This window comes from Tepidamorphus sp. 3E244 (assembly GCF_046159835.1).
Classification (GTDB): domain Bacteria; phylum Pseudomonadota; class Alphaproteobacteria; order Rhizobiales; family Tepidamorphaceae; genus JACKJK01.
In genome coordinates this window covers 442,183-467,894 of record NZ_JBJXCY010000001.1, presented here as the reverse complement: position 1 = coordinate 467,894, position 25,712 = coordinate 442,183, and the positions used below count along the sequence as shown (strand labels likewise).

General features: G+C 63.6%; 25 protein-coding genes. 8 read left to right on the top strand and 17 right to left on the bottom strand.

Features of this window, described 5'->3' with window-relative positions:
• Nucleotides 1-240 precede the first annotated feature (240 nt).
• Nucleotides 241-2,709, bottom strand: coding sequence for a glycine--tRNA ligase subunit beta (gene glyS / locus ACKTEK_RS02200; protein WP_409163600.1), 2,469 nt, complete (start codon nucleotides 2,707-2,709; stop codon nucleotides 241-243).
• Between the two features lie 248 nt (nucleotides 2,710-2,957).
• Between glyS and ACKTEK_RS02195 the strand changes: the two genes are divergently transcribed.
• Entirely contained in the window at nucleotides 2,958-3,635 is a 678-nt protein-coding gene (locus tag ACKTEK_RS02195; protein ID WP_409163599.1) for an outer membrane protein, read from the top strand.
• Between the two features lie 60 nt (nucleotides 3,636-3,695).
• On the opposite strand, the gene ACKTEK_RS02190 is transcribed toward ACKTEK_RS02195, so the two are convergent.
• From ACKTEK_RS02190 to ACKTEK_RS02145, 10 genes are all read right to left on the bottom strand, one after another.
• The gene (locus ACKTEK_RS02190; RefSeq protein ID WP_409163598.1) at nucleotides 3,696-4,001 is read right to left on the bottom strand and encodes a hypothetical protein; all 306 of its coding nucleotides are present in this window, start codon (nucleotides 3,999-4,001) and stop codon (nucleotides 3,696-3,698) included.
• A gap of 97 nt (nucleotides 4,002-4,098) precedes the next feature.
• Nucleotides 4,099-6,030, bottom strand: a complete 1,932-nt coding sequence (locus ACKTEK_RS02185; protein WP_409163597.1) for a DUF2207 domain-containing protein — start codon at nucleotides 6,028-6,030, stop codon at nucleotides 4,099-4,101.
• 18 nt (nucleotides 6,031-6,048) lie between these two features.
• On the bottom strand, nucleotides 6,049-6,603 hold the full coding sequence (locus ACKTEK_RS02180) for a LemA family protein (RefSeq protein ID WP_409164874.1): 555 nt from the start codon (nucleotides 6,601-6,603) through the stop codon (nucleotides 6,049-6,051).
• A gap of 66 nt (nucleotides 6,604-6,669) precedes the next feature.
• On the bottom strand, nucleotides 6,670-6,999 hold the full coding sequence (locus ACKTEK_RS02175; RefSeq protein ID WP_409163596.1) for a DMT family transporter: 330 nt from the start codon (nucleotides 6,997-6,999) through the stop codon (nucleotides 6,670-6,672).
• Nucleotides 7,000-7,021: 22 nt separating this feature from the next.
• Complete coding sequence (locus ACKTEK_RS02170) at nucleotides 7,022-8,989, bottom strand: hypothetical protein (RefSeq protein WP_409163595.1); 1,968 nt, start codon at nucleotides 8,987-8,989, stop codon at nucleotides 7,022-7,024.
• A gap of 165 nt (nucleotides 8,990-9,154) precedes the next feature.
• Entirely contained in the window at nucleotides 9,155-10,087 is a 933-nt protein-coding gene (locus ACKTEK_RS02165; protein ID WP_409163594.1) for a glycine--tRNA ligase subunit alpha, read from the bottom strand.
• A gap of 96 nt (nucleotides 10,088-10,183) precedes the next feature.
• Nucleotides 10,184-10,363, bottom strand: a complete 180-nt coding sequence (locus tag ACKTEK_RS02160; protein WP_409163593.1) for a hypothetical protein — start codon at nucleotides 10,361-10,363, stop codon at nucleotides 10,184-10,186.
• Between the two features lie 25 nt (nucleotides 10,364-10,388).
• Complete coding sequence (locus tag ACKTEK_RS02155) at nucleotides 10,389-11,252, bottom strand: S49 family peptidase (protein WP_409164873.1); 864 nt, start codon at nucleotides 11,250-11,252, stop codon at nucleotides 10,389-10,391.
• A gap of 90 nt (nucleotides 11,253-11,342) precedes the next feature.
• Complete coding sequence (locus ACKTEK_RS02150; RefSeq protein WP_409163592.1) at nucleotides 11,343-12,110, bottom strand: tRNA1(Val) (adenine(37)-N6)-methyltransferase; 768 nt, start codon at nucleotides 12,108-12,110, stop codon at nucleotides 11,343-11,345.
• The gene (locus tag ACKTEK_RS02145; protein ID WP_409163591.1) at nucleotides 12,107-12,346 is read right to left on the bottom strand and encodes a DUF2007 domain-containing protein; all 240 of its coding nucleotides are present in this window, start codon (nucleotides 12,344-12,346) and stop codon (nucleotides 12,107-12,109) included. The genes ACKTEK_RS02150 and ACKTEK_RS02145 overlap by 4 nt, the downstream gene beginning before the upstream one ends.
• 168 nt (nucleotides 12,347-12,514) lie before the next feature.
• Between ACKTEK_RS02145 and ACKTEK_RS02140 the strand changes: the two genes are divergently transcribed.
• Nucleotides 12,515-13,471 carry a polyprenyl synthetase family protein gene (locus ACKTEK_RS02140; RefSeq protein WP_409164872.1) on the top strand — a complete coding sequence of 319 codons (957 nt, stop codon included), beginning with the start codon at nucleotides 12,515-12,517 and terminating at the stop codon, nucleotides 13,469-13,471.
• 7 nt (nucleotides 13,472-13,478) lie between these two features.
• Here ACKTEK_RS02140 and ACKTEK_RS02135 read toward each other — a convergent pair whose 3' ends face one another.
• From ACKTEK_RS02135 to ACKTEK_RS02125, 3 genes are all read right to left on the bottom strand, one after another.
• Nucleotides 13,479-14,366, bottom strand: a complete 888-nt coding sequence (locus ACKTEK_RS02135) for a 4-(cytidine 5'-diphospho)-2-C-methyl-D-erythritol kinase (protein WP_409163590.1) — start codon at nucleotides 14,364-14,366, stop codon at nucleotides 13,479-13,481.
• Between the two features lie 4 nt (nucleotides 14,367-14,370).
• Nucleotides 14,371-16,086: a tetratricopeptide repeat protein gene (locus ACKTEK_RS02130; RefSeq protein ID WP_409163589.1), complete on the bottom strand. Its 1,716-nt coding sequence runs from the start codon at nucleotides 16,084-16,086 to the stop codon at nucleotides 14,371-14,373.
• Nucleotides 16,087-16,345: 259 nt separating this feature from the next.
• Entirely contained in the window at nucleotides 16,346-18,016 is a 1,671-nt protein-coding gene (locus ACKTEK_RS02125) for an electron transfer flavoprotein-ubiquinone oxidoreductase (protein WP_409163588.1), read from the bottom strand.
• A 252-nt stretch (nucleotides 18,017-18,268) separates the two neighbouring features.
• Between ACKTEK_RS02125 and ACKTEK_RS02120 the strand changes: the two genes are divergently transcribed.
• The 3 genes from ACKTEK_RS02120 to ACKTEK_RS02110 are packed head-to-tail and all read left to right on the top strand — an operon-like array spanning nucleotide 18,269 to nucleotide 20,710.
• The gene (locus tag ACKTEK_RS02120; protein ID WP_409163587.1) at nucleotides 18,269-19,093 is read left to right on the top strand and encodes a uracil-DNA glycosylase family protein; all 825 of its coding nucleotides are present in this window, start codon (nucleotides 18,269-18,271) and stop codon (nucleotides 19,091-19,093) included.
• The gene (gene moaB / locus ACKTEK_RS02115) at nucleotides 19,090-19,659 is read left to right on the top strand and encodes a molybdenum cofactor biosynthesis protein B (RefSeq protein WP_409163586.1); all 570 of its coding nucleotides are present in this window, start codon (nucleotides 19,090-19,092) and stop codon (nucleotides 19,657-19,659) included. Before ACKTEK_RS02120 ends, moaB begins: the two co-directional genes overlap by 4 nt.
• On the top strand, nucleotides 19,652-20,710 hold the full coding sequence (locus tag ACKTEK_RS02110; protein ID WP_409163585.1) for a hypothetical protein: 1,059 nt from the start codon (nucleotides 19,652-19,654) through the stop codon (nucleotides 20,708-20,710). The genes moaB and ACKTEK_RS02110 overlap by 8 nt, the downstream gene beginning before the upstream one ends.
• An 88-nt stretch (nucleotides 20,711-20,798) precedes the next feature.
• Here ACKTEK_RS02110 and ACKTEK_RS02105 read toward each other — a convergent pair whose 3' ends face one another.
• The gene (locus ACKTEK_RS02105) at nucleotides 20,799-21,242 is read right to left on the bottom strand and encodes a pyridoxamine 5'-phosphate oxidase family protein (RefSeq protein ID WP_409163584.1); all 444 of its coding nucleotides are present in this window, start codon (nucleotides 21,240-21,242) and stop codon (nucleotides 20,799-20,801) included.
• A 137-nt stretch (nucleotides 21,243-21,379) separates the two neighbouring features.
• Here ACKTEK_RS02105 and ACKTEK_RS02100 point away from each other — a divergent pair, with 137 nt between their 5' ends.
• On the top strand, nucleotides 21,380-22,378 hold the full coding sequence (locus ACKTEK_RS02100) for an aldo/keto reductase (protein WP_409163583.1): 999 nt from the start codon (nucleotides 21,380-21,382) through the stop codon (nucleotides 22,376-22,378).
• A gap of 9 nt (nucleotides 22,379-22,387) precedes the next feature.
• On the opposite strand, the gene ACKTEK_RS02095 is transcribed toward ACKTEK_RS02100, so the two are convergent.
• Together ACKTEK_RS02095 and ACKTEK_RS02090 are read right to left on the bottom strand one after the other, a co-directional pair.
• A complete protein-coding gene (locus tag ACKTEK_RS02095; protein WP_409163582.1) occupies nucleotides 22,388-22,948 on the bottom strand; it encodes a DUF2064 domain-containing protein in 561 nt (186 codons plus the stop codon).
• A gap of 8 nt (nucleotides 22,949-22,956) precedes the next feature.
• On the bottom strand, nucleotides 22,957-23,646 hold the full coding sequence (locus tag ACKTEK_RS02090; protein ID WP_409163581.1) for a TIGR04283 family arsenosugar biosynthesis glycosyltransferase: 690 nt from the start codon (nucleotides 23,644-23,646) through the stop codon (nucleotides 22,957-22,959).
• A 111-nt stretch (nucleotides 23,647-23,757) separates the two neighbouring features.
• Between ACKTEK_RS02090 and ACKTEK_RS02085 the strand changes: the two genes are divergently transcribed.
• Complete coding sequence (locus tag ACKTEK_RS02085; protein ID WP_409163580.1) at nucleotides 23,758-24,945, top strand: PA0069 family radical SAM protein; 1,188 nt, start codon at nucleotides 23,758-23,760, stop codon at nucleotides 24,943-24,945.
• Between the two features lie 69 nt (nucleotides 24,946-25,014).
• Nucleotides 25,015-25,662 carry a ribonuclease HII gene (locus tag ACKTEK_RS02080; protein WP_409163579.1) on the top strand — a complete coding sequence of 216 codons (648 nt, stop codon included), beginning with the start codon at nucleotides 25,015-25,017 and terminating at the stop codon, nucleotides 25,660-25,662.
• Nucleotides 25,663-25,712 lie beyond the last annotated feature (50 nt).

Below are 25,712 nucleotides of genomic sequence, written 5' to 3'. Positions count from 1 at the left end.
GAAGCGTCTCGCGCAGTCTTCTTTGCCTTCGCGGAACAGGACTCATGCTGCAACCGCGAAGAGTGAGGCTTCATCGCGCAAACGCGCCCGCGATGCAATGCGTCAAGCTGTTTAGGGACAATGCGTTTGTGGAAGACCTCGCGCGCAGTGCAGCGTACGCGCGCGGAACAGCGCGCCGCGCAGGCTCATCGCCGTGCGCGATTCAGGGAAACGTTGCGTCGTGTTTGAAGCGCAGAAGCGCTAGCCGGCAACCTTGTCGAAGACGGCAACCCTGTCCATCGTGCCGCGGATGGCGGCGAGCAGCTTCAGCCGGTTGACGCGAACGTCAGCATCCTCGGCATTCACCGTCACGTCGTCGAAGAAGGTATCGACGGGCGCGCGCAGCTTCGACAGCGCCGTCATGGCGTCGGCGAAGTCCTCGCGCTCCAGCGCCATGTCAACTTCGCCGCGCGCTGTCTCCAGCGCGTCGAACAGGGCGCGCTCCTCCTGCACCGCGAAGCGGTCGGGATCGGGCGTTGCCGGGTAGGTGGTGTCGTCCTTCTTTTCCTCGATGCGCAGGATGTTGGCGGCGCGCTTGTAGGCCGCCATCAGGTTCGCGCCGTCATCGGTGTCGAGAAACGCGCCCAGCGCCTCGACCCGGCGGGTGACCATGAGAAGATCGTCCTGATCGGGAAGCGCGAAGACAGCATCCACCAGGTCGTGCCGCGCGCCCTCGTCGCGAAGCTGGACCTTCAGGCGGTCCGCGAAGAAGGAGAGGAGATCGCTAATGAGCCTATCGAAGAAAATGAACTTTTCGCTGTATTTTGTTCGTTTCTCGGCATCTCGATAGGGAAATTCATTATTATCAAATTCAATCTTCAAATATAATGGCGCGTACATTTCTTTGGTGCGCCCAGCAACCATTTCTTCTATTTCTTTAGAAACTCGTTCGGCTTCTTTACGATCAAAATAGATAATAGATTTCTCTTTGCTTACCGCATAATTCCGGAGCTTCAGCGATTTTTCAATCAGTTTCTGGATTAAACCATCTTCGTTAAAGAAAAAATTGAATATCGGGTGATCTCTAACCGCTATCAGCGTATCGGCCAGATCGTAAAAGTGCGAATCCCGCGCAGTTCGCAATTCAATTTCACGCAATTTGTCGATGGGTTGATAGATGTCTAAATCGCTCATCTTGATGATTTGATTTAAAGCCGCATCTAACAGCCACCCCAACTCTATCCGAAGCCCGTTTCCGAGCACCAACCGAATAACGCCGAGCGCCGCACGGCGCAGCGCATAAGGGTCCTTGCTGCCGGTCGGCTTCTCGTCGATGGCCCAGAAGCCGACGAGCGTGTCGAGCTTGTCAGCAAGCGCAACCGCAATGGAGACTGAGTTGGACGGCACCGTGTCGGACGGACCCTGCGGCTTGTAGTGTTCCTCGATTGCCGCTGCGACGTCCGCGTCCTCACCTTGGGCCAGCGCGTAGTAGCGGCCCATCAGGCCCTGAAGCTCGGGGAATTCTCCGACCATTTCGGTGACCAGATCGGCCTTGGCGAGGCGGGCGGCGCGCTCGGCCCTGTCCGGGTCCGCGCCGACGACGGGGGCCAGTTCCTTGGCCAGCGCTGCGATGCGCTCGACGCGTTCGGCCTGCGTGCCAAGCTTCTCGTGATAGACGATGCCGGCGAGCTTCTCGGCATGGGTCGCGAGCGGTGTCGCGAGGTCCGTCTCCCAGAAGAACTTCGCATCCGACAGGCGGGCCGCGATGACGCGCTCGTTGCCGGCGGTGATCTTCTCGCCGCCGTCCGCCGCCTCGATATTGGCAACCGCGATGAACCGGTTGGCAAGCTTGCCCGTTGCCGGGTCCGTGAGCACGAAGCATTTCTGGTTGGCGCGGATGGTTGCGCGGATCGCCTCGTCCGGCACGTCGAGAAAGCTTTCGTCGAAGGTGCCCATCAGCGGCACCGGCCACTCGACCAGCCCGGCGACCTCGTTCACCAGCCCCTCGTCCTCGACCAGTTCCATGCCCTGCGCGAACGCCAGCGTCTTGGCATCGGCGCGGATCATGTCGGCGCGGCGTTCCGGGTCGAGCACGACCTTGGCCGCCTCCAGCTTGGAGACGTAGTCATCGAACCGGCGCACGGTGATCTCGCCCGGTGCCATGAAGCGGTGGCCGCGCGTCGTGTCGCCGGAGTTGATCCCGTCGACCTCGAAGGATACGACCTCCGGTTCCTCGGTCTCGGGACCGAAGGTGCACAGGATCGAGTGCAACGGGCGCACCCAGCGCAGGGAGCCGGACCCCCAGCGCATGGATTTTGGCCAGGGGAACTTGCGGATCAAGTCCGGCACGATCTCGGCGATGATCGCGGTTGCGTCGCGGCCCTGCTTGCTGGTGCGCGCCACGTAGAACGCGCCCTTCTTGGGGTCCTCGACCGTCTCGGCTTCCTCGATGCTGGAAAGGCCGGCTGCCTTCAGGAAGCCTGCCAGCGCCTGTTCCGGTGCGCCGACGCGGGGGCCCTTGCGCTCTCCCAGCGTGTCCGGGCTCTTCACCGGGACGCCGACGACGGACAGCGTCAGCCGGCGCGGCGTGGCGAAGGCGCGGGCGGCCTCGTAGGTCAGCCCGGCATTGACCATGGCATCGGTGACGAGCTTCTTCAGATCGTCGGACGCGCGCTTTTGCATGCGCGCGGGAATTTCTTCGGAGAAGAGTTCAAGCAGAAGGTCTGGCATGGGGTTCGCGGCGGTTCACGGATGATTGGGCACGGCGTATCGCGCGCGGGCTGCCATGTCCAGCACCGCCGGCTGTTCGCGGCGCGTGTGGCCGTTTCGCCATAGTCGCAGAAAAACCGGACCTAGCGGAAAGCATTCGCCCGTGAATCACGGCCGGTCAGTTGTTTTGTTACCCCGTGCGACTTAGACCTGATGCAATTCCATTTGCGCGGGGCGCGCGCACGAACACCCAGGGGGCTCGGGGTTCCATGAAATCAATCAATGCGAAGATCGCGGCAGGCGCAGTTGGCGCGGCACTTCTGTGCGGCACGGCCAATGCTGACGACCGCTTCACCGGCACGGCCCACGACTGGTCCGGCCATTTCATCGGCATCCAGGGCGGCGGCGCCTGGGGCGATAGCGAAAGCGTCGGTTCGGCGTCGACCGGGACCTACGGCATCGACGGCGGCTTTATCGGCTGGACCTCCGGCGCCAACTGGCAAAACGGTGCCTGGGTCTGGGGCTATGAAAGCGATACGTCCTTCGGCGATATCAGCGGAGAAGTGGGCGGCTGCGCTCCGGCGAACTGCTATGCCCAGGTGAACTGGTTCTCGACCATTCGCGGGCGCATCGGCTACGCCACCGGCATGTTCCTGTTCTATGGCACGGCGGGCCTTGCCTATGGCGAGGTCCAGTCCGGTGTCCTTGGTACTGGCAGCCTTGGCGAGTCGGATGATATCAGCGCCGGGCTTGCCATCGGTGCCGGTGTCGAGATGGCGTTCGACCAGAACTGGTCGGCCAAGATCGAGTATCTGCACATCGATCTGGGCGACAATGTCAGCCCCGGAGTTCCTACCGCAGTTACCACCGACTTCGACGACATCCACCTCGTGCGCGTCGGCCTGAAGCGGAAGTTCGACTTGTGGGGCCTGATCACCAACAGGTAAGGGCTGCCGGCAAGCACCCGGACATTTTCAAGCGGCGCCCGAACGGGCGCCGTTTTCGTTTCAGCGCCCGGCGGAGAAAAGGGTTGTGAAGAAGCCCGCGACAAAGCCGAGGAAGCTGATGTTGCCGCCCGCTGTTCCTTGCTCCGGCGGCTGGCGGTAGCACTCCTCATAGAGGCGCGGACTGCACGGGATGTCGTACTGGATGCGGCTCGGTTCACCGAGTTCGCTCGGCCCCTCACCGATGCCGCTGGAAGACGCGGACGGGCCTGCGGGAACCGCAAGTCCAGTGCCGTGCCAGACGCATGCTATCGAGAGCGAAAGAGCGATAACCCGCGCGTGACGGCGAAGTTCTTTCCGGATCGTCATGCTGCCCCCCTCAAACGGCAGTTGTCTGACGTAACGGAAAGCACACTCGCACATGAGTTAATAAATGTTAACCCTTCCCGGTTCGCTGTTGCCGAGACTACCAGCCGCCACCGCCGCCACCACCACCACCGCCGCCGGAAAAACCGCCGCCGCCGGAACCTGAAGAGGACGAGGGGGCAGGCGTTGCGCTGGCGATGGATGACCCGATGGCCGCCGCCATGCCGCCGGCTGCGCGCGAAAGGGTTCCCGCGTTCCACGCATTGCCGCGATAGAAGCCGGGCCTGTAGGTGCGGTCGGTCTTGCCGGCCTCGGTCAGCGCTTCCTCGAAAGCGTGCGACCACTGCTTCTCGACACCAAGCCCGATGGCGAAGGGCAGATGCGTCTCGTAGACCTGCGGGGTGATGCGTGGCGCGCCGGCCATGTTCATACGTTCAGCCTCTGCGACGGAGAGATAGAGCCGGTAGCCTTCGATCTCCTCGGCAAGGCGCTGGCCGTCCTCCGTGGGGGCCGGCATCAGGTAGGCGAAGGTAACGATTGCCGCGATGGTGAGATAAGCGAGCAGCGGCACCAGCGTGACCCATCCGCCCGGCGTCAGCAGCACCATCAGCAGCGGTACGGTTGCGAAGGGGATCGAGAACAGCAGCATGAATATTGCGCCGGTGAGGCTGCCCTCGCCCGCGATGCCGAGAATGCGCGTCAGCGCGACAGAAAAGATCGTCAGTCCGACGCCGCCGAATGCCATGGCGAAGATCGTCGGTATCAGCACCGTTTCCGGCGGGCGGTCGACGATGAGGAAGAACACCGCTGCGAACACCAGCATGATGAAGGCGACGATCACGTAGCGCCGGTTGGTCGTGTAGTAGACGTCCGCATAGCTCCTCTCGATGGCCGAGCGGAAGCGCGTGATGGCGTTGCGGATCGTCTTCGCGTTTTCCTTCTTGAACTCGCGTTCGCTCAACTGGCCGAGCAACGCATTGGACAGCGCGCGCTCGTCATCGGTCATGGGCTGGCGCGACCCCGGACGCGACTTGACCTTCATGTGCTTGCCGGTCTCGTCAATGATGATCCGGCCCTTGACCGCCAGCGCAGTCAGCGCGGCGACGAAGGCTTTCGATGCGCCCGAGCGGAAGCCCTTCCGGAAGCCCCGAAAGTAGAGATAGCTGACAGCCCCCGGCGACAGGCCGCGCGGCGCCCCGAAGCGGGGAATGACCGCCCGGCGCGGCGGATCGCGCCCAACGCGCGCCCAGTGGTGGAGCAGGTAGCCGAAGATCAGCGGCACGGCGGCCAGGAACGTGAACAACCCGAGATTGTCCCATATCTTGCGGAAGAGCGCCTGGTTCGGTGTCACGTCCGGCACGAAGCCCTTCGGGAAGGCGACGGCAACCGTCAGCCCCTCGCCGCTACTGAGCCGGCGGGTCGTCTCGATGGTGATGGCGCGCCCCGACTGGGCGATGACTTCCGCGTCGCGCTCGGTGGAACCGCGCGGGCCGGTATAGGCCGCCCATTGCAGCACCTCGGCATCTGGCGGCAGCGTCACGCGGGCCCGCGCCAGCCGGATCGGGAACGCCCAGGCATTGCCGGTGACGTTCCAGTAGACCTCGTCGAAATCCTCGAAATGGCGAAGCTGGCGCTCGGTGCGGTAGGTCAGCTCGTAGGTGTGGATGCCACGCGAAACGAAGAAGTTCTCGTTGCCGATATAGATGCGCACGCCGCCGCCCATGGACTGGGTGTGGTACGGCTCGTCCACGCCGTCCCGCTTGACGCTCAGCACCTCGAAGGGCCGAGTCTCCAGCAGGCCGTTGTCCTCGTCGTAGTAGCGGGTCGGGAAGTCGCGGTAGATGCCGCGCTTCACCTGGATGTGCTGGGCATTGACGGTGATGAGTTCGGTGACCGTCAGCGCGCCGTCTTCATCCACCGAGATGCGCGATTCAAACAGCGTGATCTCTTCCGCACCCTGTGCCGCGAGCGGCAGGGTGTGCGCGGCAAGGAAAGTCGCGATCAGGCAGAGCGTGGCGAGCAGGCGTTGCATGGCGGGAGATCCGCTATTTCAGCTGAAGCTGACCTTGGGGACTTCCCGGTCGGTTGCTTCCTCGATCTCGAAATACTCGCGCTTTTCAAAGCCAAACTGGCCGGCAATGAGGTTCGACGGGAACTGCTCGATCATCACGTTCAGTTCGCGCACAGTGCCGTTGTAGTAGCGCCGGGCCATCTCCAGCTTGTTCTCGGTGTCTTCCAGCGCATCCTGGAAATCGATGAAGTTCTGGCTGGCCTTCAGGTCGGGGTAGTTTTCCGCCACCGCCAGAAGCCTGCCAAGTGCGCCCGACAGCATGTTTTCCACCTTGGCGCGCTCGGCGACGTTGTCGTCCGGCACGGCCTGCGCGCGGGTGCGCAGTTCGGTGACTTCGCGCAGGGTGTCCTGCTCGTGGGACATGTAACCCTTCACCGATTCCAGCAGGTTGGGGATCAGGTCGGCGCGTCGCTTGAGCTGCACGTCGATGCCGCTCCAGCCCTCGTTGGCCATCTGCCGCTTCTTCACCAGCGTGTTGTAGAGGACGATCGCGTAGAGAACGGCCGCGGCGATGACGGCAAGAAGGATGAGCATGGTCATTCAGGTTCCCCGGATGCTGCCAGCAGGCGGACAAAGCGTCTTCACGCGCACCGCCTCAAATCAGTGCGGCACAGTATTGGAAAACAGATTGATGGTCACCACGCCAGCAATGATGAGGCCAAGGCCGATGATCGCGGCCGTGTCCAGCCGCTCGCCGAACCAGATCGTTCCGATGATGGTGATGAGCACGATGCCCAGACCCGACCAGATCGCGTAGGCGATGCCGACATTCATCTGCCGCACGACAATGGCGAGAAAGAAGAACGCGACCGCATAGGCCACGACGACGATCACCGAGGGACCAAGCCGGGTGAAGACGTCGGATGCCTTGAGCGCGCTGGTGCCGATCACTTCGGCTGCGATGGCGACCGCGAGATAGAGGTAGATCATGGCCGAAGCTCGCGGGTTGCAGTCATTGGGCCGAACCGTCAGCCCTTACGTAAATCTCGAAACTTTCCTTGTCGATCTGATTGACCGTTTCGAGCAGCACGTATTGCGAGGCGATTGCCGCCTTGATCTCGGCCAGCTCCGCCTCGTCGGCGAACTGGATGAGTTCGTAGTCGGAGCCCATCGTGTGGAGGACGATAACGGAGGCTTCGCCGGAGCGAATATACGCGAGGCGGTCGGCAGCATCCTGCTTCCACATGTCGTGTCGGAAGCCGGAGGTCGGAATCGGTTCGCGCTGCCGCAGCGCATCGTAGAACAGCGCGTCGATGGGCGACATGATGAAGGCGTCGCCGGGATGTTCCTGCGCGACTGCTTCCACGCGTTCGATCTGCGCACGCCATGGCACGTTGTTCGGGCTGGAGCCCTGCGGATACTGGAACTGCTGCTGGTTGCGGAATTCCATGACGAACCCCGCCGCTGCAAAACAGATCAGGAAGGCGGACAGGCCGGCACTGGTGAAAAACGCGGCGTCCTTCCACCACGCATCCTGTCGGCGGAGGGCGTTGGAAACGAAGGCGGCGGCAATGATGACGGCGTACGGCCCAGCGCAGGAAGAGAACAGTTCCATGTTGGAGCGGCCGCACCAGTAGGCCAGCAATCCGAGCCCCAGAAGCGCCGACAGGAAAAGTGCTTCCCAGCCTTCGCCGAACGGCTTGTGAACCGCAGCCCAGAAGCCGGCGATGATCGTGCCCGCGAACAACGGAAACACGAGGATGATGGGTGAGTACCATTCGCGGATCGGATGCGTGCCGAAGCCCAGGCCTTGGTTGGTGAACAGGCTCGTGTAGCGGGTGATCTCGTCGAGTTCCGGCACCGCGCCGTACCGCAGCAGGAGGTAGACGGCAGCCAGTCCGAGCGCGAGCGCTCCGCCCAGGATCGCTACGGGCAGGTCGCGCATGATTCGGCGGCGCAGGGCATCCCAACCGGCCTGATCGGCAACCACAGACACCCAGAACACCGCTGTGAAGGCGACAAGGGTAATCAGGCCGGATTCCAGGTTCCACAACGGGCCGAGTGCGAAAATGCCGGTCCACACGGCCAGTCCCGGCGGCGTGAGCCGCGACAGGCGCCCCTTTACCAGAACAAGGCAGATCAGGATGATGGGAAATGCGAACCGCAGGAAGAACAGCTGCGGATAGGGATCTTCCGGCCACCGCGGGTTCACGAAATAGGTGATGTAGATCAGCGCCAGGAACGCCGTCAGCCGGATCGGCAACGTGTGCGCGACGCGCTCGATCAGCCCATAGCAGGCGAGCATGTAGGCTGCCGTGACCGCAGAGTAGAGCATCGAGAACGAGAGCGTCGACACCCCGAAGAGCATGAAATACGGCTCGAGGAAATGCGGGAACATGCCGTAGAGGCTGCGCGTGGTGACGCCGATCTCGGCCCCGTGAAGAACCTGTGCAATCGGGTGAAGCAGCGGCTCCAGGTGATAGGAATAGATGATCCAGTCCGCGTTCGAGACGATCGTGAAACTGGACACGTAGAGGCCCACCGCAACCACCGCGATCCAGCCCAGGATCCGGTTGGAAAGGCGCTCCTTGAAGATGAGATAGCCGGCCGACAGCGCGATGGCCGATGTGGCGACATTGGTGAACGTGAAGCGTTCCCGTGACACATTGTCGAACGGGGCGAACGTGTTTCGGACGGTCTTCGTCGTGACATCGAGCCATTCGATCGTGAAGAAGATCGCGATCAGGCCGGCGGCGGCGGCCAAGTCCGTGAGCAGCGACGATTTCCCGCTGAGGAATTTCCACGGCTGCTCCCTGGCAGCGAAGGCCACGGCGACGAGCGAGACAATGCCGCAGAACGAGACGTAGACGAGATAGTCGATGCGCTCGGAGGGATCGTTCGGTGCCATACCGAATGCGCCGACAATGGACGCACGCAGGGCGCTGGTGTCGAACGAAACGGTCGCGACCTGCCACAGCACGCCCAGGGCGAGCGCCGTCAGCGCAACAACGAAGGCAACGGCCCATGCAATGCGGCGTGTGAAGTCGACTTCGGTGATTGGATGGATCTATCGCCGCGGTTGATGTGGACTTATCGACCGTATCACACGGCCTGCAGGTTGGTGCCCCTTCAACCGGGAACCGATTCAGGCCGCCGCGGCCCCGCCTGCGTCCGTCTGCACGAAGGCTTCTCCGCAAGCCTTGGACAATTCACGCACCCGCAGGATGTAGCTCTGGCGCTCGGTCACGGAGATGACGCCGCGCGCATCCAGCAAGTTGAAGACGTGGCTTGCCTTGATGCACTGGTCGTAGGCTGGCAGCACGCACTTGTGCAGTGCGCCGTCTGCCTCCCTGCCCTGCTCCAGCAGCGCCTTGCACTCGGCCTCGGCGTCGCGGAAGTGGGTGAACAGCATTTCGGTGTTGGCGTACTCGAAGTTGTGGCGGGAATATTCCTGCTCGGCCTGCAGGAAGACGTCGCCATAGGTGACTTTCTCTTCGCCATCGCGGCCGTTGAAGTTCAGGTCGTAGACGTTGTCGACGCCCTGAACGTACATGGCGAGGCGCTCCAGACCGTAGGTCAGTTCGCCGGAGACGGGGTGGCAGTCCTGCCCGCAGACCTGCTGGAAGTAGGTGAACTGGCTCACCTCCATGCCGTCGCACCAAACTTCCCAGCCGAGGCCCCAGGCACCCAGCGTCGGGCTTTCCCAGTCATCCTCCACGAAGCGGATGTCGTGGTTGGCGGAATCGATGCCGATGGCCGACAGGCTGTCGAGGTAGAGCTGCTGCAGGTCCGGGGGCGAAGGCTTCAGGATCACCTGATACTGGTAGTAGTGCTGAAGCCGGTTGGGGTTCTCGCCGTAGCGCCCGTCCTTGGGGCGGCGGGAGGGCTGCACGTAGGCCGCCTTCCAGTGCTTCGGCCCCAGCGAGCGCAGCGTGGTTGCCGGATGGAACGTGCCGGCGCCGACTTCCATGTCGTAGGGCTGGAGCACAACGCAGCCCTTGTCGGCCCAGTAGCGCGACAGCGTCAGCATCAGCCCCTGGAAGGAGCGGGTCGGGTCCATGTGGTCGGGCGTGGTCATGTCGGCGGCGTTCCTGGGCGGCATCTATCGCGGCTTGAAGACGGGTTGCGCCGCGTTGTGGAAGAGGCGCGCCGAAGCGTCAAGTGCCGGAACCGCTCAGCGTTCGTCGCGGGGCCGATAGACCCCGTCCTCGTCGCGCTGCAGTTCGACGGGAACCTGCTTGCGGGAGCGGCGCGTCTTTTCCAGTTCGCCGGAGACGCGCTTTTTCTCCGAGGCGATCCAGCGCCACGCCACGAACGCGCCGAGCGCGATGATGATTGTCCACGGATTGAACATCGCCGGAGAATGCCTTCCTTCGTCTTCAAAGGCCATAGCGGGCCCACATCTCGCGCGCTTCCGCCGCATCGATCAGGCCGTTGGCGGCGGCGTGCGCCATTTCGCTCCCCGACCCGCCGAACGAGGGTGCACGACCGAAGCCGAACAGCCCGCGCCGCTGGCTGGAAACGAGCGGCGTGACGACCTTCTCGCCGAATTCCTCTCGCAGCACCGAGCGAAGGTCGCCTATGCGGTCGACGAGGCCAAGAGCCATGCCCTGGCGGCCCGTCCAGAACTCGCCGGAGAACAGCATGTCTCCCTCGCCGCGCAGCTTCTCGCGTCGGCGGGACTTCACGACCTCGATGAAGGTGTCGTGGATGTCCTGCTGGATGGATTTCAGCCGCTCGATGTCTTCCTGCTTTTCCGGCTGGAAGGGGTCAAACATGAACTTCTTCTTGCCGGCGGTGTGGACGCGGCGCTCGATGCCGAGCTTGTCGATGGCTTCCACGAAGCCGAAGCTCGCCGCCACCACGCCGATGGAGCCGACGATGGAAGACGGATCGGCAATGATCTCGTCACCGGCAACGGCGATGAAGTAGCCGCCGGATGCGGCCACGTCCTCGACGAATACATAGACCTTCTTGTCGTTTTCCTCCGCCAGCTGGCGGATGCGCTTGAAGATCAGGTTCGACTGGACGGGCGAACCGCCGGGCGAGGATATGGAAATCGCGACCGCTGCCGCCTTCTTATAGGCGAACAGCTTCTTGAGCGGCCCGGCGACGGAAGCCATGGACAGCGCCTGCTGAAACGGCGACTGGCGCACCCCGATGGGGCCAACGAGCCGCAAGACGGGCACGATGGGCGCATTCGAGGACAGGGGGCCGGGAAGAAGGGCGCGCAAACGCTCCAGTGCCATGAATTCACCTTGGGTTTCTGCGGGTTCGCAAGAATAAGCGGGGAGAGGCTTATTTGGTTCCGCTGAAGGCCCGCGACAAGGTGGCTACAGCGCGGCGGGACGGCGCAGCACGGCTTCGACCTGGGGCAGGAAGGTTTCCCCCTCCGCCCCATGCAGCGTGATGGCGGGGGCAAGGTTCAGCGGCGCCTTGCTGCCCTTGAGGCCGCGCACCAGCACGCGAATGGCCGGAAGGCCGGGGCGCGGATGGATCGGCGTCACCGCCACGTTGCCGAAGCGCCCCTCGAACGCGCTCAGGATGGCCGGAAGCGCATCGGCCCGGTGAACGAACGTGACGCTGCCGCCCTTGCGCAGGGCGCCGGCGGCGAAGGACGCCCAGCGCTCCAGCGACGCCTCGAGCGAGGCACCGGCGAGATGCGCCGCGCGACGATTTTCGTCCGGCGTGGCGCGGGTCTGCCCGTCCTGAAAGAAGGGCGGGTTGGCGATGACGTGGTCGATGCTGCCTTGCCGCAGGCCGGCTGCCTCCACGCCGCCGGGAGAATCGAGATCGAAGCAGACAGTGGTGACACGCTCCGAGAACCCGTTTGCGCTCGCATTGCGGGCGGCGAGGTCAAGCATGGCGGCATCCCGATCCAGAAACACCGCGCTCGCGGCCTCGACCCGCGCCAGCACGCACAGTCCCGCTGCCCCTGCCCCGGAGCCGAGATCCAGCACGGTTTCGCCGGGCGCGACGGGTGCGCTCGCCGCGAGAAGCACAGCATCGAGACCGGAGCGGTGACCGCGGCGTGGCTGTGTCAGCGTCAGCGCGCCGCCGAGAAAGGCATCGTCGGTGGTTTCGCCTTCAAAGCCGCTCATACCGGCTTGCCGCCCTTGTGCGGCAGCAGGTGTCCGAGATCGGCATCGTTCAGGATGCGGGCGGCCTGGTCACGACTGTCCTCGTCCACCAGGACGCGGCGCGGGATGACTCCGATCGAGCCTTCGAGGATCGACATGTTCTCGTCCATCACGAGATGGGGGATGCCCGCCTCGCGCAGAAGCGCACCGATATAACTCAGCGCGACGATGTCGTTGGTTCGGAGCAATTCCACCATGAAACACGCATTCTATTGCGGCTGGTTGCCGCGCCGGTGCGGCAAACCTATTGTGCTGGACATATAAACCGATACACACAATCGCAGAAACCACGGAAAGGTCTCGCCTCCTTGGCCCAGGCAGCACACACACTGTCACAGCAGTCCGCACCACGCATCGAACCGCTCATGGAGACGGTGAAAGACGGCATGGGCGCGGTCAACGACATGATCCTGTCGCGCACCGGCTCGGACGTGGACCTGATCCCGGAACTGGCGAACCACCTGATCGATTCCGGCGGCAAGCGCCTGCGCCCGATGCTGACGCTGGCGACCGCGCAGGCCTATGGCAACCGGTCCGACGCGCGCATCCTGCTGGCGGCCTCCGTCGAGTTCATGCACACTGCCACCCTGCTGCACGACGACGTGGTCGACGAGAGCGACCTGCGTCGCGGCAAGCCTGCCGCGCGCATGGTGTGGGGCAATCAGGCAAGCGTACTCGTGGGCGATTTCCTGCTCGGGCAGGCCTTCAAGATGATGGTTGAAGCCGGTTCCATGGACTCTCTCGACGTGCTGTCTACGGCGTCGGCCGTGATCGCGGAGGGCGAGGTGATGCAGCTTGTCACCGCGCAGAACCTTGCGACCACCGAGGAAGACTATCTCAAGGTGATCGACGCCAAGACCGCCGCGCTGTTTGCAGCAGCTGCCGAAGTCGGTCCAATCCTTGGGAAAGCGGGCGACGACGCCCGCAAGGCGATGCGGGATTTCGGACGCGCGCTGGGCGTCGCGTTCCAGCTCGTGGACGATGCACTTGATTATTCCGGCTCGCAGGCAGCCCTTGGCAAGAATGTCGGTGACGACCTGCGTGAGGGAAAGATCACCCTGCCGGTGATCGTCAGCTACCAGCGTGGCAACGACGAGGACCGCGCCTTCTGGACGCGCTGCCTGCGCGACCGCGACGTGGCCGATGCCGACTTGGCTCACGCAATTTCGCTGATGGAGCGCCACGGCGCGATTGCCGAGACGCTGTCGCGGGCACGTCACTACGCGCAGGAAGCCAAGACCGCGCTGGCTGCCGCACCCGATTGTGCGGAGCGCGAGGCGATGATGGAAGCGGTCGATTTCGCGGTCGCCCGCGCCACGTGAACGCGGCCTAGCCGAGCGTTACAGCTTTCACCCACCAGCCGGGCTGGATTTCAGCGAGCTTCACCGCCGCGTGGCGGGCGGCGCGCAGATCATCGAACAACCCGAAGCACGTCGCGCCGGACCCGGACATGCGCGCCGGGGCGGCACCGCTTGCTTCCAGTGCCGCGAGGCAGTCTGCAATCTGCGGACAAATCTCGATGGCTGCTTTCTGAAGGTCGTTGCGCCCGCAGGCGATCGCATCGCGCACGGTCGCGCCATCGAGCGCCTCGAAGGCCTGCGGATTGCGCGGCTTTCCCGGTTCCAGTCCGAGTGCGGTGAAGACCTTTGACGTCGGCACTGGCACGCGCGGATTGACCAGCACGGCGAACATTTCCGGGAAGCCCTCGATGGGCGTGATGGTTTCGCCGATGCCGGTGACAAGGCTCGCCACGCTCTCGACGCAGACGGGCACGTCCGCGCCAATGCTGAGTGCGGCCTGCGCCAGTTTCGGATCGTCGGGGTCGGCTTGGGCTGCTGCAACGATCAGGCGAAGGGCTGCGGCGGCATCCGCCGAGCCGCCACCGATGCCGGCTGCAACGGGGAGATGCTTGTCCAGCACGAAGCGGCCCGCGCGCGTCAGGCCGAGATGCTCGGCTGCCGCGCGTGCTGCCCGCAGGACGAGGTTGTCCGGCCCGACGACGCCGGGGTCCGTGGGGCCTGATTTCGCGTGAACGTCCAGCACCGTCACGCCGCCGGGGAACAGCGTCAGCGTGTCGGCGGCGTCGGCAAAGGCAACGATGCTTTCCAGCTCGTGGTAGCCGTCCTCGCGGCGCCCAAGCACGTGCAGGCACAGGTTCACCTTGGCGCAGGCGCGCGTTCTCAGCGCACCCGCGGGGAGCGGTTCGTCGATGTCCAAGGGCTTACTCGGTGACTTGCGCCGCTGCCTGTTGCTCGTTGTCTTCCTGCAGGCCGTTGTTCAGCTTCTCGCGCAGGTTGTCGAGCAGGTCGGCGTCTTCCGGCTTCAGGTCGATGGCATGCTGCCACTGGAAGTAGGCTTCGAAGCGCCGCCCGACCTGCCAGTAGGCATCGCCGAGGTGATCGTGGATGATCGGCTCCTCGGGGCGAAGTTCGATGGCGCGTTCCAGCGTCTTCACCGATTCCTCGTAACGCGCCAGCCGGTAGTAGGCCCAGCCGAGACTGTCGACGATATCACCGTCCTTGGGGCGCAGTTCGACGGCGCGCTTCACGAGCTTGAGCGCCTCGTCGAGGTTCTTGCCCTGATCGATCCAGGTGTAGCCGAGATAGTTCAGGACATGCGGCTGTTCCGGGTTCAGTTCCAGCGCCTTCTTGAAGTCGCCCTCGGCCAGCGGCCACTGCTTGGCGCGCTCGCGCACCATGCCGCGGTAGTAGAACAGGTACCAGTCGACGTTGCGCACCTTGTCCAGCGTCGCGATGGCCCGCGAATAGGCCCGCGCCGCGTCGGCATAGCGCTTCTTGTCATGCAGGACGGACGCCCGCGCCACGAAGACCTCGCGCGTCGGCGAGGCGATGGCGAGCGAATCGAGGATCTCGAGCGAATCCTTGGTCTGGCCGACCTCATCGAGAACGCGCGCCTTGGAGACCTGCGAGTTCACGTAATAGGGCGAGTCCACAGGCATGCGGTCGAGCACGGAGATGGCGGACTGGTACTGGTCGACGGCATCGTAATAGCCGGCAAGGCCGATCAGCGGCAGCGGCGCTTTGGGGTCGAGCAGCAGCGCCATCTGGTAGAACATGACGGCCATCTCGTCGCCGGGATCGCGGCCGAGCGCTGCGCCGATGGAATAGATCGTCTCGGCGGCACCGGCCTGCGGGGTCTTCGCCGTGAACGGTGTCGGGCGCTTGCCGGCAATGGCCTTGTAGGTGCGGCGGATGATGGAGTGGCCGGGGGCGCGCTCTTCGAAGGCGTCGGCGTATTCGCGCGCCTTGCCGAAATCGCCGTTCTTGCAATGGACGCGGGCGAGCGCCTCGACGACGCGCACGTTGATAGCGGGCGAATCGTAGGCGCGCTCGTAGGCCGCGAGCGCCTGCTTGTTGTCGCCGGCGGCCTCCGCCAACATGCCGATGGTGTAGTCCTTGATCCGGCGGATATCGCCGTTGTTCAGGTCATCCATCTCGGCGGCGATGCGGATGCCCTCGGCGTTGCGTCCCGCGCCGATCTCGGCCCATGCCTGGATGAAGGTGCCGGTGATCTTGGCGAGCGGGTTTTCGAACTGGCCGTCCATCAGCTTGCCGACCTGCGCATACTTGCGGGCGCGCAGCGCATCGGCTGCAACCGCGATGCGGGCCAGCCGATTGCCGGCATCGGCCTTGAGAAGGTCGCGGGCGCGGTCGACGGCAACCTCGAATTCACCGGCGCCAAGCGCTGCGACGAACGCCTGATCGAGCAGGCTCATGTCTTCCGGGCTCTGGTCGAGGGCTGCGCCAAGGAACAGCGCGGCGGCTTCCTTGTCGCGCTGCTGGACCGCGAAGCGGCCGGCGAGATAATTGCCGACGAAGGACTGGGTCGGGGCGGCTTTTTCCGTGACGCGAATCTCGGCGAGGACGGGCTGGGTGACCATGCAGGCGAGAAGCCCCACCGCCACCGTGTTCTTCATCTTGCGTCCGAACGCCGAAATCGTCCTATGCCTGCCAATGCCTGCCATGACCACCTTCGCTTGCGTTTGAGATACGATTCGACCACCCCTGAGCCGAATTCGCGAGCAAATCACCGTGTCAGCATGGCTGAATTGCGGCATTCGGGCAATGCGCAGGACAGTTTGACGCGGTCACGTCAATAAGATTTGCCAACAGAACTGCAACAAACGTTAGCGAAAGTCCGGCTTGAGGCACAGATTGTTGCGCCTCACGCCCCGATCACATGTTCGGGTAGTTGGGTCCGCCGCCGCCTTCGGGGACCGTCCAGACGATGTTCTGGTTGGGATCCTTGATGTCGCACGTCTTGCAGTGGACGCAGTTCTGCGCGTTGATCTGGAAGCGCGGTTCGCCGCCCTCCTCCACCCATTCGTAGACGCCCGCGGGGCAGTACAGGTTCGACGGTCCGTCGAAAACGCCAAGCTCGCTGCGCTTCTGCAGCTCCATGTCGAGAACCTTTAGGTGGGCCGGCTGGGCCTCCTCGTGGTTGGTGGCCGACAGGAAGACCGACGACAGCTTGTCGAAGGTCAGCACGCCATCGGGCTTCGGATAGTCGATTTCCTTCGCCTTGTCGGCGGGCTTCAGCGTCTCGAAGTCGCGCTTGCCGTGACCCATCGTGCCGAAGAACGAGAAGCCAAGCGTGTTGGTCCACATGTCGAGACCGCCGAGCACGACGCCCGCCGCCGTGCCGAACTTCGACCAGAGCGGCTTCACGTTGCGGACCTTCTTCAGGTCCTTGCCGATGTCGCTCGTGCGCCAGCTTTCCTCGTAGCCTGAAATCTCGTCATGGGCGCGGCCGGCGGCCAGCGCGTCGGCGACGTGGTCCGCCGCCATCATGCCCGACAGCACCGCATTGTGGCTGCCCTTGATGCGCGGCACGTTGACGAAGCCGGCCGAGCAGCCGATCAGCGCGCCGCCGGGGAAGGTCAGTTTCGGCACCGACTGGTAGCCGCCCTCGGTGATGGCGCGCGCACCGTAGGACACGCGCTTGGCGCCCTCGAAGGTGTCGGCGATCAGCGGGTGCGTCTTGAAGCGCTGGAATTCCTGGAACGGCGACAGGTGCGGGTTGGTGTAGTTGAGATGCACCACGAAGCCGACGGCGACCTGGTTGTCCTCCAGGTGGTAGAGGAACGAGCCGCCACCGGTGGAGCCGTCCAGCGGCCAGCCGAACGAGTGCTGCACGAGGCCCGGTTTGTGCTTTTCCGGGGCGACCTCCCACAGCTCCTTCAGGCCGATGCCGAATTTTGGCGGCTCGCGGCCTTCGTCCAGCGCGAACTTGGAAATCAGCATCTTTGCGAGCGAGCCGCGCACGCCCTCGCCGATCAGCGTGTATTTCGCGCGGAGTTCCATGCCGCGCATGAAGTTGGCGGTGGGCTGGCCGTCCTTGCCGATACCCATGTCGCCCGTGGCGACGCCGACGACATTGCCCGCATCGTCATAAAGAACCTCGGCTGCGGCGAAGCCCGGGTAGATTTCAACGCCGAGCGCTTCCGCCTTTTCCGCCAGCCAGCGGCAGACATTGCCAAGGCTGACGACGAAATTGCCGTGGTTGTTCATCAGCGGCGGCATCATGAAATTCGGCAGGCGCATGCCGCCCGCCGGGCCGAGATAGAGGAAGCGGTCTTCGGTCACTTCCGTCTTGAAGGGGTGGCCCTCCTCCTCGCGCCAGCCCGGCAGCAGCCTGTCGATGCCGGTCGGATCGACCACCGCGCCCGACAGGATGTGCGCGCCGACCTCGGAGCCCTTCTCCAGCACGACGACGGAAATCTCCTCGCCGCGCTCTGCCGCAAGCTGCTTGAGACGGATCGCGGCGGAAAGCCCCGCAGGGCCGGCACCGACGATCACGCAATCGAATTCCATCGCCTCGCGTTCGGGCAGTTCGGCTTCGCTCATGGTCGGTTCTCTCCGGTTCGGTTCGGCGTTCACACGTGCCTGCATCTTGTTTCGCGGTGCAGCGTGGCCAAGTCAAGGAATGCCCGCTACGACAAAAGCTGGCATCGCGGCGCGCGCGAATTGCGACACGCGCCCGCAACGATTGCCGCTTCGCCTGCGGCGAAATACGTTCTGGTATCGACATTTCAGGCCCGAGCGCGCACCACTGGAACGCTCTCAGCCGCGAGCCTGAGCCGCGAACAGACAGGACAGATGCACACCGTGACCGACGCCCGCACTGCGGCAGCCGCGATCCTGGCCTACCACGACGAACTCGGCATCGAGGGCGACGTGGCGGACATGGGCGTGGACCGGTTTGCGGAGGGCGAAGCTGCGACGATCGCGCGCGAGCCGGCCTCGCACGTGCACGCGGCAGCCGCCGCCGAGCACGAAGGCGTCGTCGCAGCCCCTGCGCAGGATGACGGCGAGAGCGCGCAGGAGATCGCGGCGCGGGCTGAGACGCTGGATGAATTGCGGGCGGCGCTGGAGACCTATCGCGGCTGTTCGCTCCACAAGACGGCGACCAACCTGTGCTTTGCCAGCGGCAACCCGGCCGCCAAGCTGATGTTCGTGGGCGAGGCGCCAGGCCGCGAGGAGGACCTGCAGGGCGAGCCTTTCGTCGGGCGCGCGGGCCAACTTCTCGACAAGATGCTCGCCGCGATCGGTCAGGACCGCACCACCTGCTACATCGCCAACGTCATCTACTGGCGCCCGCCGGGGAACCGGAACCCGAACCCGGAAGAGCTTCTCGCCTGCAAGCCGTTCATCCGCCGCCAGATCGAGTTGGTCGATCCGGACGTGCTGGTCTTCCTCGGCGGCGTTTCGGCCAAGGAGATGCTGGAGACGACGCAGGGCATCCTGAAGCTGCGCGGGCGCTGGCGCGACTTCGACACGGGCAAGCGCACCATTCCGGCCATCGCCACGCTGCACCCGGCCTACCTGCTGCGCCAGCCGGCGCAGAAGAAGCTCGCGTGGAAGGACCTGCGCGCCATCCGCGACAAGCTCACTGCCGTGCACAACGACCAAGAGACCAAATGACCGACCGCATCGACGAGAGCCGCCCCTTCATCCCCGTTTCCTTCGCCGTGCTGACGGTTTCGGACACGCGCAGCCTGGAAGAGGACCGCTCTGGCGCGACGCTCGCCGCGCGCATCGAGGAGGCCGGCCACCACCTCGCCGACCGCGACATCGTCACCGACGATACCGACCGGATTGCCCGGCAGGTTCGCGCCTGGGTGGACTGCGAGACGGTCGATGCCGTCATCACCACCGGCGGCACCGGCTTCACCGGGCGCGACGTGACGCCGGAGGCCATCGAACCGCTGTTCGACAAGCACATGGACGGCTTCTCCGCCCTGTTCCACGCGATCTCGCGGGAGAAGATCGGCACCTCGACGATCCAGAGCCGCGCCACGGCGGGGCTGATCGGCACGACCTTCGTCTTCGTGCTGCCCGGCTCACCCGGCGCCTGCAAGGACGCCTGGGACGGCATCCTCAAGCCGCAGTTCGACTACCGCCACATGCCCTGCAATTTCGTGGAGATCATGCCGCGGCTTGATGAGCATTTGAAAAGGGGGAAGTTGCGGGAGGGGGCTGATGATTAGAGAGAGAACTCTCTTCGTTCTTGGGGCAGGCGCCAGTGCCGAGCTAGATATGCCACTCGGGTTGGACTTAATAAAATTGATTTCCGAAACCGCTCTCGCGGTACATGGGAATAAGAAACATTCACGCCATTTGTCGTTGTTTAAGAATCTGAGCGTTTCTTTTAACGATGATAGGGAGGAGCTAAATTGCCTGAAGGATGCTGCTCACTTTATTTATAAGCATATATACCTAGCTAGCTCGATTGATAATTTTATCGAAATTCATAAAGATAATGAATATATTAAACATATGGGTAAATTTGCTATCGCCGATTCAATTCTTTTGAAAGAGCAGGAATCTTCTGTATATAGAAATACCCAATTGAGCACGGGTGAAGTTTATTTTCCGAAACTCTCGAACAGCTGGTATGTCCAATTTTTTCGCTTATTGTTTGATGGAGCTACTAAAAATAATATTGCAGAAATTCTTGAATCTTTATCTTTTATTATTTTTAACTATGATAGGATCTTTGAATATTTGTTACTTAGGTCACTTATTCAAACATTCGGGTTTAACTATGAGGAATCTTGGGAAATTGTTGACCGTCTTGATATCATTCACCCGTTTGGAACGGTGGGCAAAATTCCTAAGCTCGAAGGAAAACAATATCAAGACGATTTCGTTGGATTTGGAGTTACAGTCGAGAGTGGTTTAAACGTTTTCAAGGCCTCTCAGAGAATAAAAACATATGGTGAAAGGCTTGATAGTAATTTTATCTCTACTCAGATTACCCCTCTTATAGATAAATGTGAAACATTGATATTTTTAGGATCTGCGTTTCATAGGCAAAATTTGGATATTTTGTATCTAAGCAATAGCAAAAATCCTAAGCAAATTTACTCCACTGGGGCTGACGTTTATCCGCAGCAGGTTGACAATCTATCGAAGCGTATTATGAAAAATTTTTTGCAGAGGGAGCCAGTTGAGAAATATTTGTCACGAATAATTGTCGAGCCTGAATCTCGGTGTAAGGATTTTTTCCACAAACATTGGCGTAATTTTAGCCAGTAGCGCGCCGTCCGGTTGTGATAGGAGTCATAATGAGTATTCATTACTATCGCTTATGTTCGACTTCGTACGCCTTCAAGAGACAAGTCTGTCACACCCGCACCTCCCCTTCCTCATCCCCATCCCAGTAGTGAATGCGGTCGGCATCGACGCGGATGAGGATCAGGCCGGGCGTGTCGATCCCGTCCTTGAACCAGTACTCCAGGTCCGGCACCCAGTGCTCCTCCAGCGTGGCGCGGTCCCTGGTCAGGCTCGCCTGCCCCTGCACGTGAACCATCGCGCCGGGTTTGCCGAGAAAGCCCATCAGCCCGCCTGACCCCTGGAAGGACAGCCCGACGCGGTTGTCGCGCTGAATGTCGCGGATCTTGCGGGTGTCCTCGAAGCTGTAGAACCAGCTCTGGCCGCGATATTCCACGTCGCCATTGTTGCTCATCGGGCGGGCGGCGATGCGTCCATCGTCGCTGTGGGTCTCCATCATGCAGAAGTCGATCTTCGCCATGATCTCGGCGACGTCCTTCACGGTCTTGGCTGCCATCTCTCGTCTCCTCGGCGTGGGGCTGCTACCTGTGCCAGCACCAACGCGCGAACAGGCCCGGCGGTTGCCGCGCAGCGTGGCAGCGGCCAAAGTTTCGTTCGCTGCGGAAAGAAGACGGTTGAAAAGGAAGAAGTCGAATGCAGAAACGCAAGTTGGGCGCGAACGGGCCCGAAATCAGCGCCATCGGTTACGGCGCCATGTCGTTTTCGGACATGTACGGGCCGACCAACGAGGCGGAGAGCCACGCGATCCTCGATGCCTGCCGCGACATGGGCGTGACCCATCTCGACACGGCGAACATCTACGGGATGGGCAAGTCGGAAAGCGCCATCGGCAGCTACCTCGCCAAGAACCCGGGCGCGCGGGACGAATTCGTCATCGCGACGAAGGCGACGATCACCCGCGACAAGGACGGCAACCGCACCTTCGACAATTCCGCCGAGCACCTCGAACAGGAACTCGATAAGTCGCTTGAGCGGCTGGGGGTGGATTGCGTCGACCTGTTCTACGCGCACCGGCGCGACCCGCGCCTGACGCCGGAGGAGACCGCCGCCAATCTCGGCCGCATGGTCGAGAAGGGCAAGGCGCGCGCCATCGGCCTGTCGGAGATTTCGCCCGTCACCCTGCGCCGCGCGATGGCCGCCTACCCGGTCGCCGCCGTGCAGTCGGAATACTCGCTGTCGACGCGCTTCCCCGATCTCGGCCTCGTGCAGGCCTGCGCGGAACTCGGCGTCGCGATGGTCGCGTTCTCGCCGGTGGGCCGCTCGCTGCTGACCGACAGCCCCATCCCCAAGGAGCGCGTGCCGGACCTGCCGTTTTTGGCGGAGAACCCGCGCTTCATGGAGCCGAACCTGTCGGAGAACCTGCGGATCACCGAGGGCTTTCGCGCACTGGCGCGCGAGATGGGCACGTCTGCTGCCGCGCTCGCCAATGCCTGGCTGCTGACGCGCGGCGACCACGTCATCCCGATCCCCGGCACCCGCTCAGTGAAGCACCTGAAGGAATGCGTCGCGGCGGCGGACCTCGAACTCTCCGCTGACGACCTTGCGCGGATCGAGGCGGTGCTGCCCGTCGGGTGGGCACATGGAGACCGCTATTCGGATGCGCAGTGGATCGGCCCGGAGCGCTACTGCTGAGAACGGGTTTCAGCCGTCCACGTCATCCAGTTGGTCGGCAAAACCGACGCAGCCCTTAGGCAGGGTTTTGAGCGTGTCGGCCATTGCGTGTTCGGTGGACCAGCGCACACCCTGAAAGATGTGCGGCGGGCGCAAGCCCCCGCACAGGCCCACGCACCAGTAGCCGCCATCGCCCGAGGGACCCAGCACCGCGCCGTGCCGCTCGGCAAGGCGGAACGCGCGGTCGATATGGGCGCGGGTCATGGCGGGAATGTCGGCCCCGGTGATCAGGACCGTTTCGTCCGGGAAGTTCGCGAAAACGCGGGCCATGCGCGCGCCGAGGTCGCCGCCCCCTTGTGCGATGCGCGCACCCGGCGGCAGCATGGGCGACAGGAGCGCGGTATCCGGCGCGACGGCCATGGCGGTTTGCCAGCGCGGGTCGGCGGAGAGAGCGCGCAGCAAGCGGTCCAGCGTGACGCGCTGGAACATGGTCGCCGGCACGGTGCCGATGGATGCCGCCAGCCGCGACTTCACGCGGCCCATGCGTGGCTCCTTCGCCATGATGACGAGGCGGCGTTCGCGGCCCAACATGGAAGTGATCAGCCGTAGATGCGGGAGATGACGCGCGGCGGCACGCGGAAATAGTAGAGTGCGAGGCAGCCGAGATTGCGCAGGGAGCGGCGGACATAGCCGTTCTCGCGGTAGCGCTCGGCACTGGTCACCGCACCGGAGCGCAGCATGACGAGGCGCGAGCGCCCGATGCGGCGCACGAGGTCCACATCCTCCATCAGCGGCAGTTCGCGGTAGCCGCCGAGGCTTTCATACATGCGGCGCGGCATCAGCAGGCCCTGGTCGCCATAGGGCAGCGCGAAGAGCGCGCAGCGCAGCGACACCATCCGCTCCAGCCAGCGTGCCGCGAAGCCGAAATCGTCCAGCCGGAACGAGAAGGTCGCCGCCTGCTCACGACCGCGCATCTGGCTCGTCTCGATGAAGGACTTCACCTCGTGGTGCCAGCCGTCTTCCAGCACCGTGTCGGCGTGCAGGAACATCAGCCAGTCGCCACGGCGCGCGGCACCGGCCCCGGCTGCCAGTTGCTGGCCGCGCCCGCGCTCGCAGGTCACGAGTTCGCAGCCCATCTCGTCGGCAATGCGCGGACCCATATCCGTCGATCCGCCATCGGCGATCACCACTTCGGCAACCATTCCGTCCGCAGCCGCGTTGACGAGTGCAGAGAGGCACGCGCCCAGGGTGCGTTCGGCATTCAGTGTCGGGATGACGATGCTCAGCATGTCGAACTTATAGCATGTTGCGTCGCAGCACCGGCAAGCCCGCCGCCACGAAACTGTTTGTATAGCGTTTATGTTCCTGTTATGTTCTCGTTCCAACGAGATGGAATCGCAATGAGCGCAAGGCAATCCCTTTCCGGCCTCCCCCCGGCCGACGCAGACCGCACCGCCGCCGGCACCCGTGGCACCACTTCCCCCGGCGGTTCCAGCCCGGCGGCGGGCGGGCCTGCCGCACGGATCGAGCCCCACCTGCGCCGCGGGCGCGGCAGCGGGACCAATGCGTCCGGTCGCTACGAGCGGTTCCGGCTGGAAAGCTTCGATGACGGCTGGGAGAGCCTTGCCGAGTTGCCCGGCGTGAAGACGCAGGTGACGACCGAGACCCCGCGCAAGATCATCACCCGCAACCAGTCGCCCGACATTTCCTTCGACCGGTCGATCAACCCGTATCGCGGCTGCGAGCACGGCTGCTCGTATTGCTTCGCGCGCCCGACGCACGCCTATATGGGCCTGTCGCCGGGGCTGGATTTCGAAACCAAGCTGTTCGCCAAGCCGAACGCGGCAGAACTGCTGGAAACCGAACTGGCGGCAGAAGGCTACGAGCCGCGCACCATCGCCATGGGCACCAACACCGACCCCTACCAGCCCATCGAGCGGACGCACCGCATCACGCGCAAGGTCCTGCAGGTGCTGGCGCGGCACAACCACCCCGTCGGCATCGTCACCAAGAACCACCTGGTAACCCGCGACATCGATATCCTCGGGCCGATGGCGGAGAAGGGTCTGGCCAAGGTGGCGCTGTCGATCACCACCATGGACCGCGAGCTTGCCCGCAACATGGAGCCGCGTGCATCCACCCCGCAACGACGGCTGGAGGCTATCCTGCGGCTGACGGAGGCCGGTATTCCGACGACGGTCATGGTCGCGCCGGTCATTCCGGGGCTCAACGACAGCGAGATCGAGTCGATCTTGGCGGCAGCCTCCGCCGCCGGTGCGCGCGAGGCCGGGTACGTCATGCTGCGTCTGCCGCTTGAGGTGCGCGACCTGTTCGTCGACTGGCTCAATTGCAACGTGCCGGACCGCGCGGGCAAGGTCATGTCGCTGGTCAGGCAGATGCGCGGCGGCAAGGACTACGACGCCGATTTCGGCAGCCGGATGCGCGGCACCGGACCGGTCGCATGGTCCATCGGACGGCGCTTCGAGATCGCGACGGACAGGAACAAGATGAACCGGGAGCGGGTGAGCCTGCGCACGGACCTGTTCGAGAAGCCATTGAAGCGCGGGGCGCAGCTGGCGCTGTTCTGATCGGCTTTTGCCGATCCCGAAAAGAGCGCTGATCTTGAAAATCGAAAGCGAGTCTGGCCCAGTGCGGGGATGACCGCACCTGCCCGCACTGGCGATTTCTTCCGTGATATCCGGCGCGAATGCGACCCGGTGCCGGAACTTTGCGCGCAGACGGCCGGCGTGGATGAAGCCGGTCGCGGTCCCATCGCAGGCCCGGTGGTGACGGCGGCCGTCATCCTCGACCCCGATTGCGTGCCGGACGGCCTCGACGATTCCAAGGTCCTGACAGCCGAACGCCGCGAAGAGCTTTTCAAGCAGATCATGGCCTGCGCGACGGTGAGCGTGTGCGCCGCCTCACCGCGCCGGATCGCGGTCCTGAACATTCGCGGCGCGACCCTGTGGGCGATGAACCGGGCTGTCTCGGGCCTAAACCGCGCCCCGCGCACCATCCTCGTCGACGGGCGCGACCAGTTGCCCGGTCGCGAGAGTGTGTCCATCGCCATCATCAAGGGCGATGCGCGCCACGCCGCCATCTCGGCGGCCTCCATCGTCGCCAAGGTCGCCCGCGACAGGCTGATGACGCGGGCCGAGCGCGCCTTTCCGGGCTACGGCTTCGACCGGCACATGGGCTACGGCACGCCGGCCCACATGGACGCGCTGACGCGGCTCGGTCCTTGCGCGCTCCACCGCGAAACCTTCGCCCCCGTCGCGGCGCTGGTTGCGGCGCGTCGCGGTTAATCACCGCTTTACCACAACCATTTACCCTGTCGGGCAGTACCTGTTTTGTA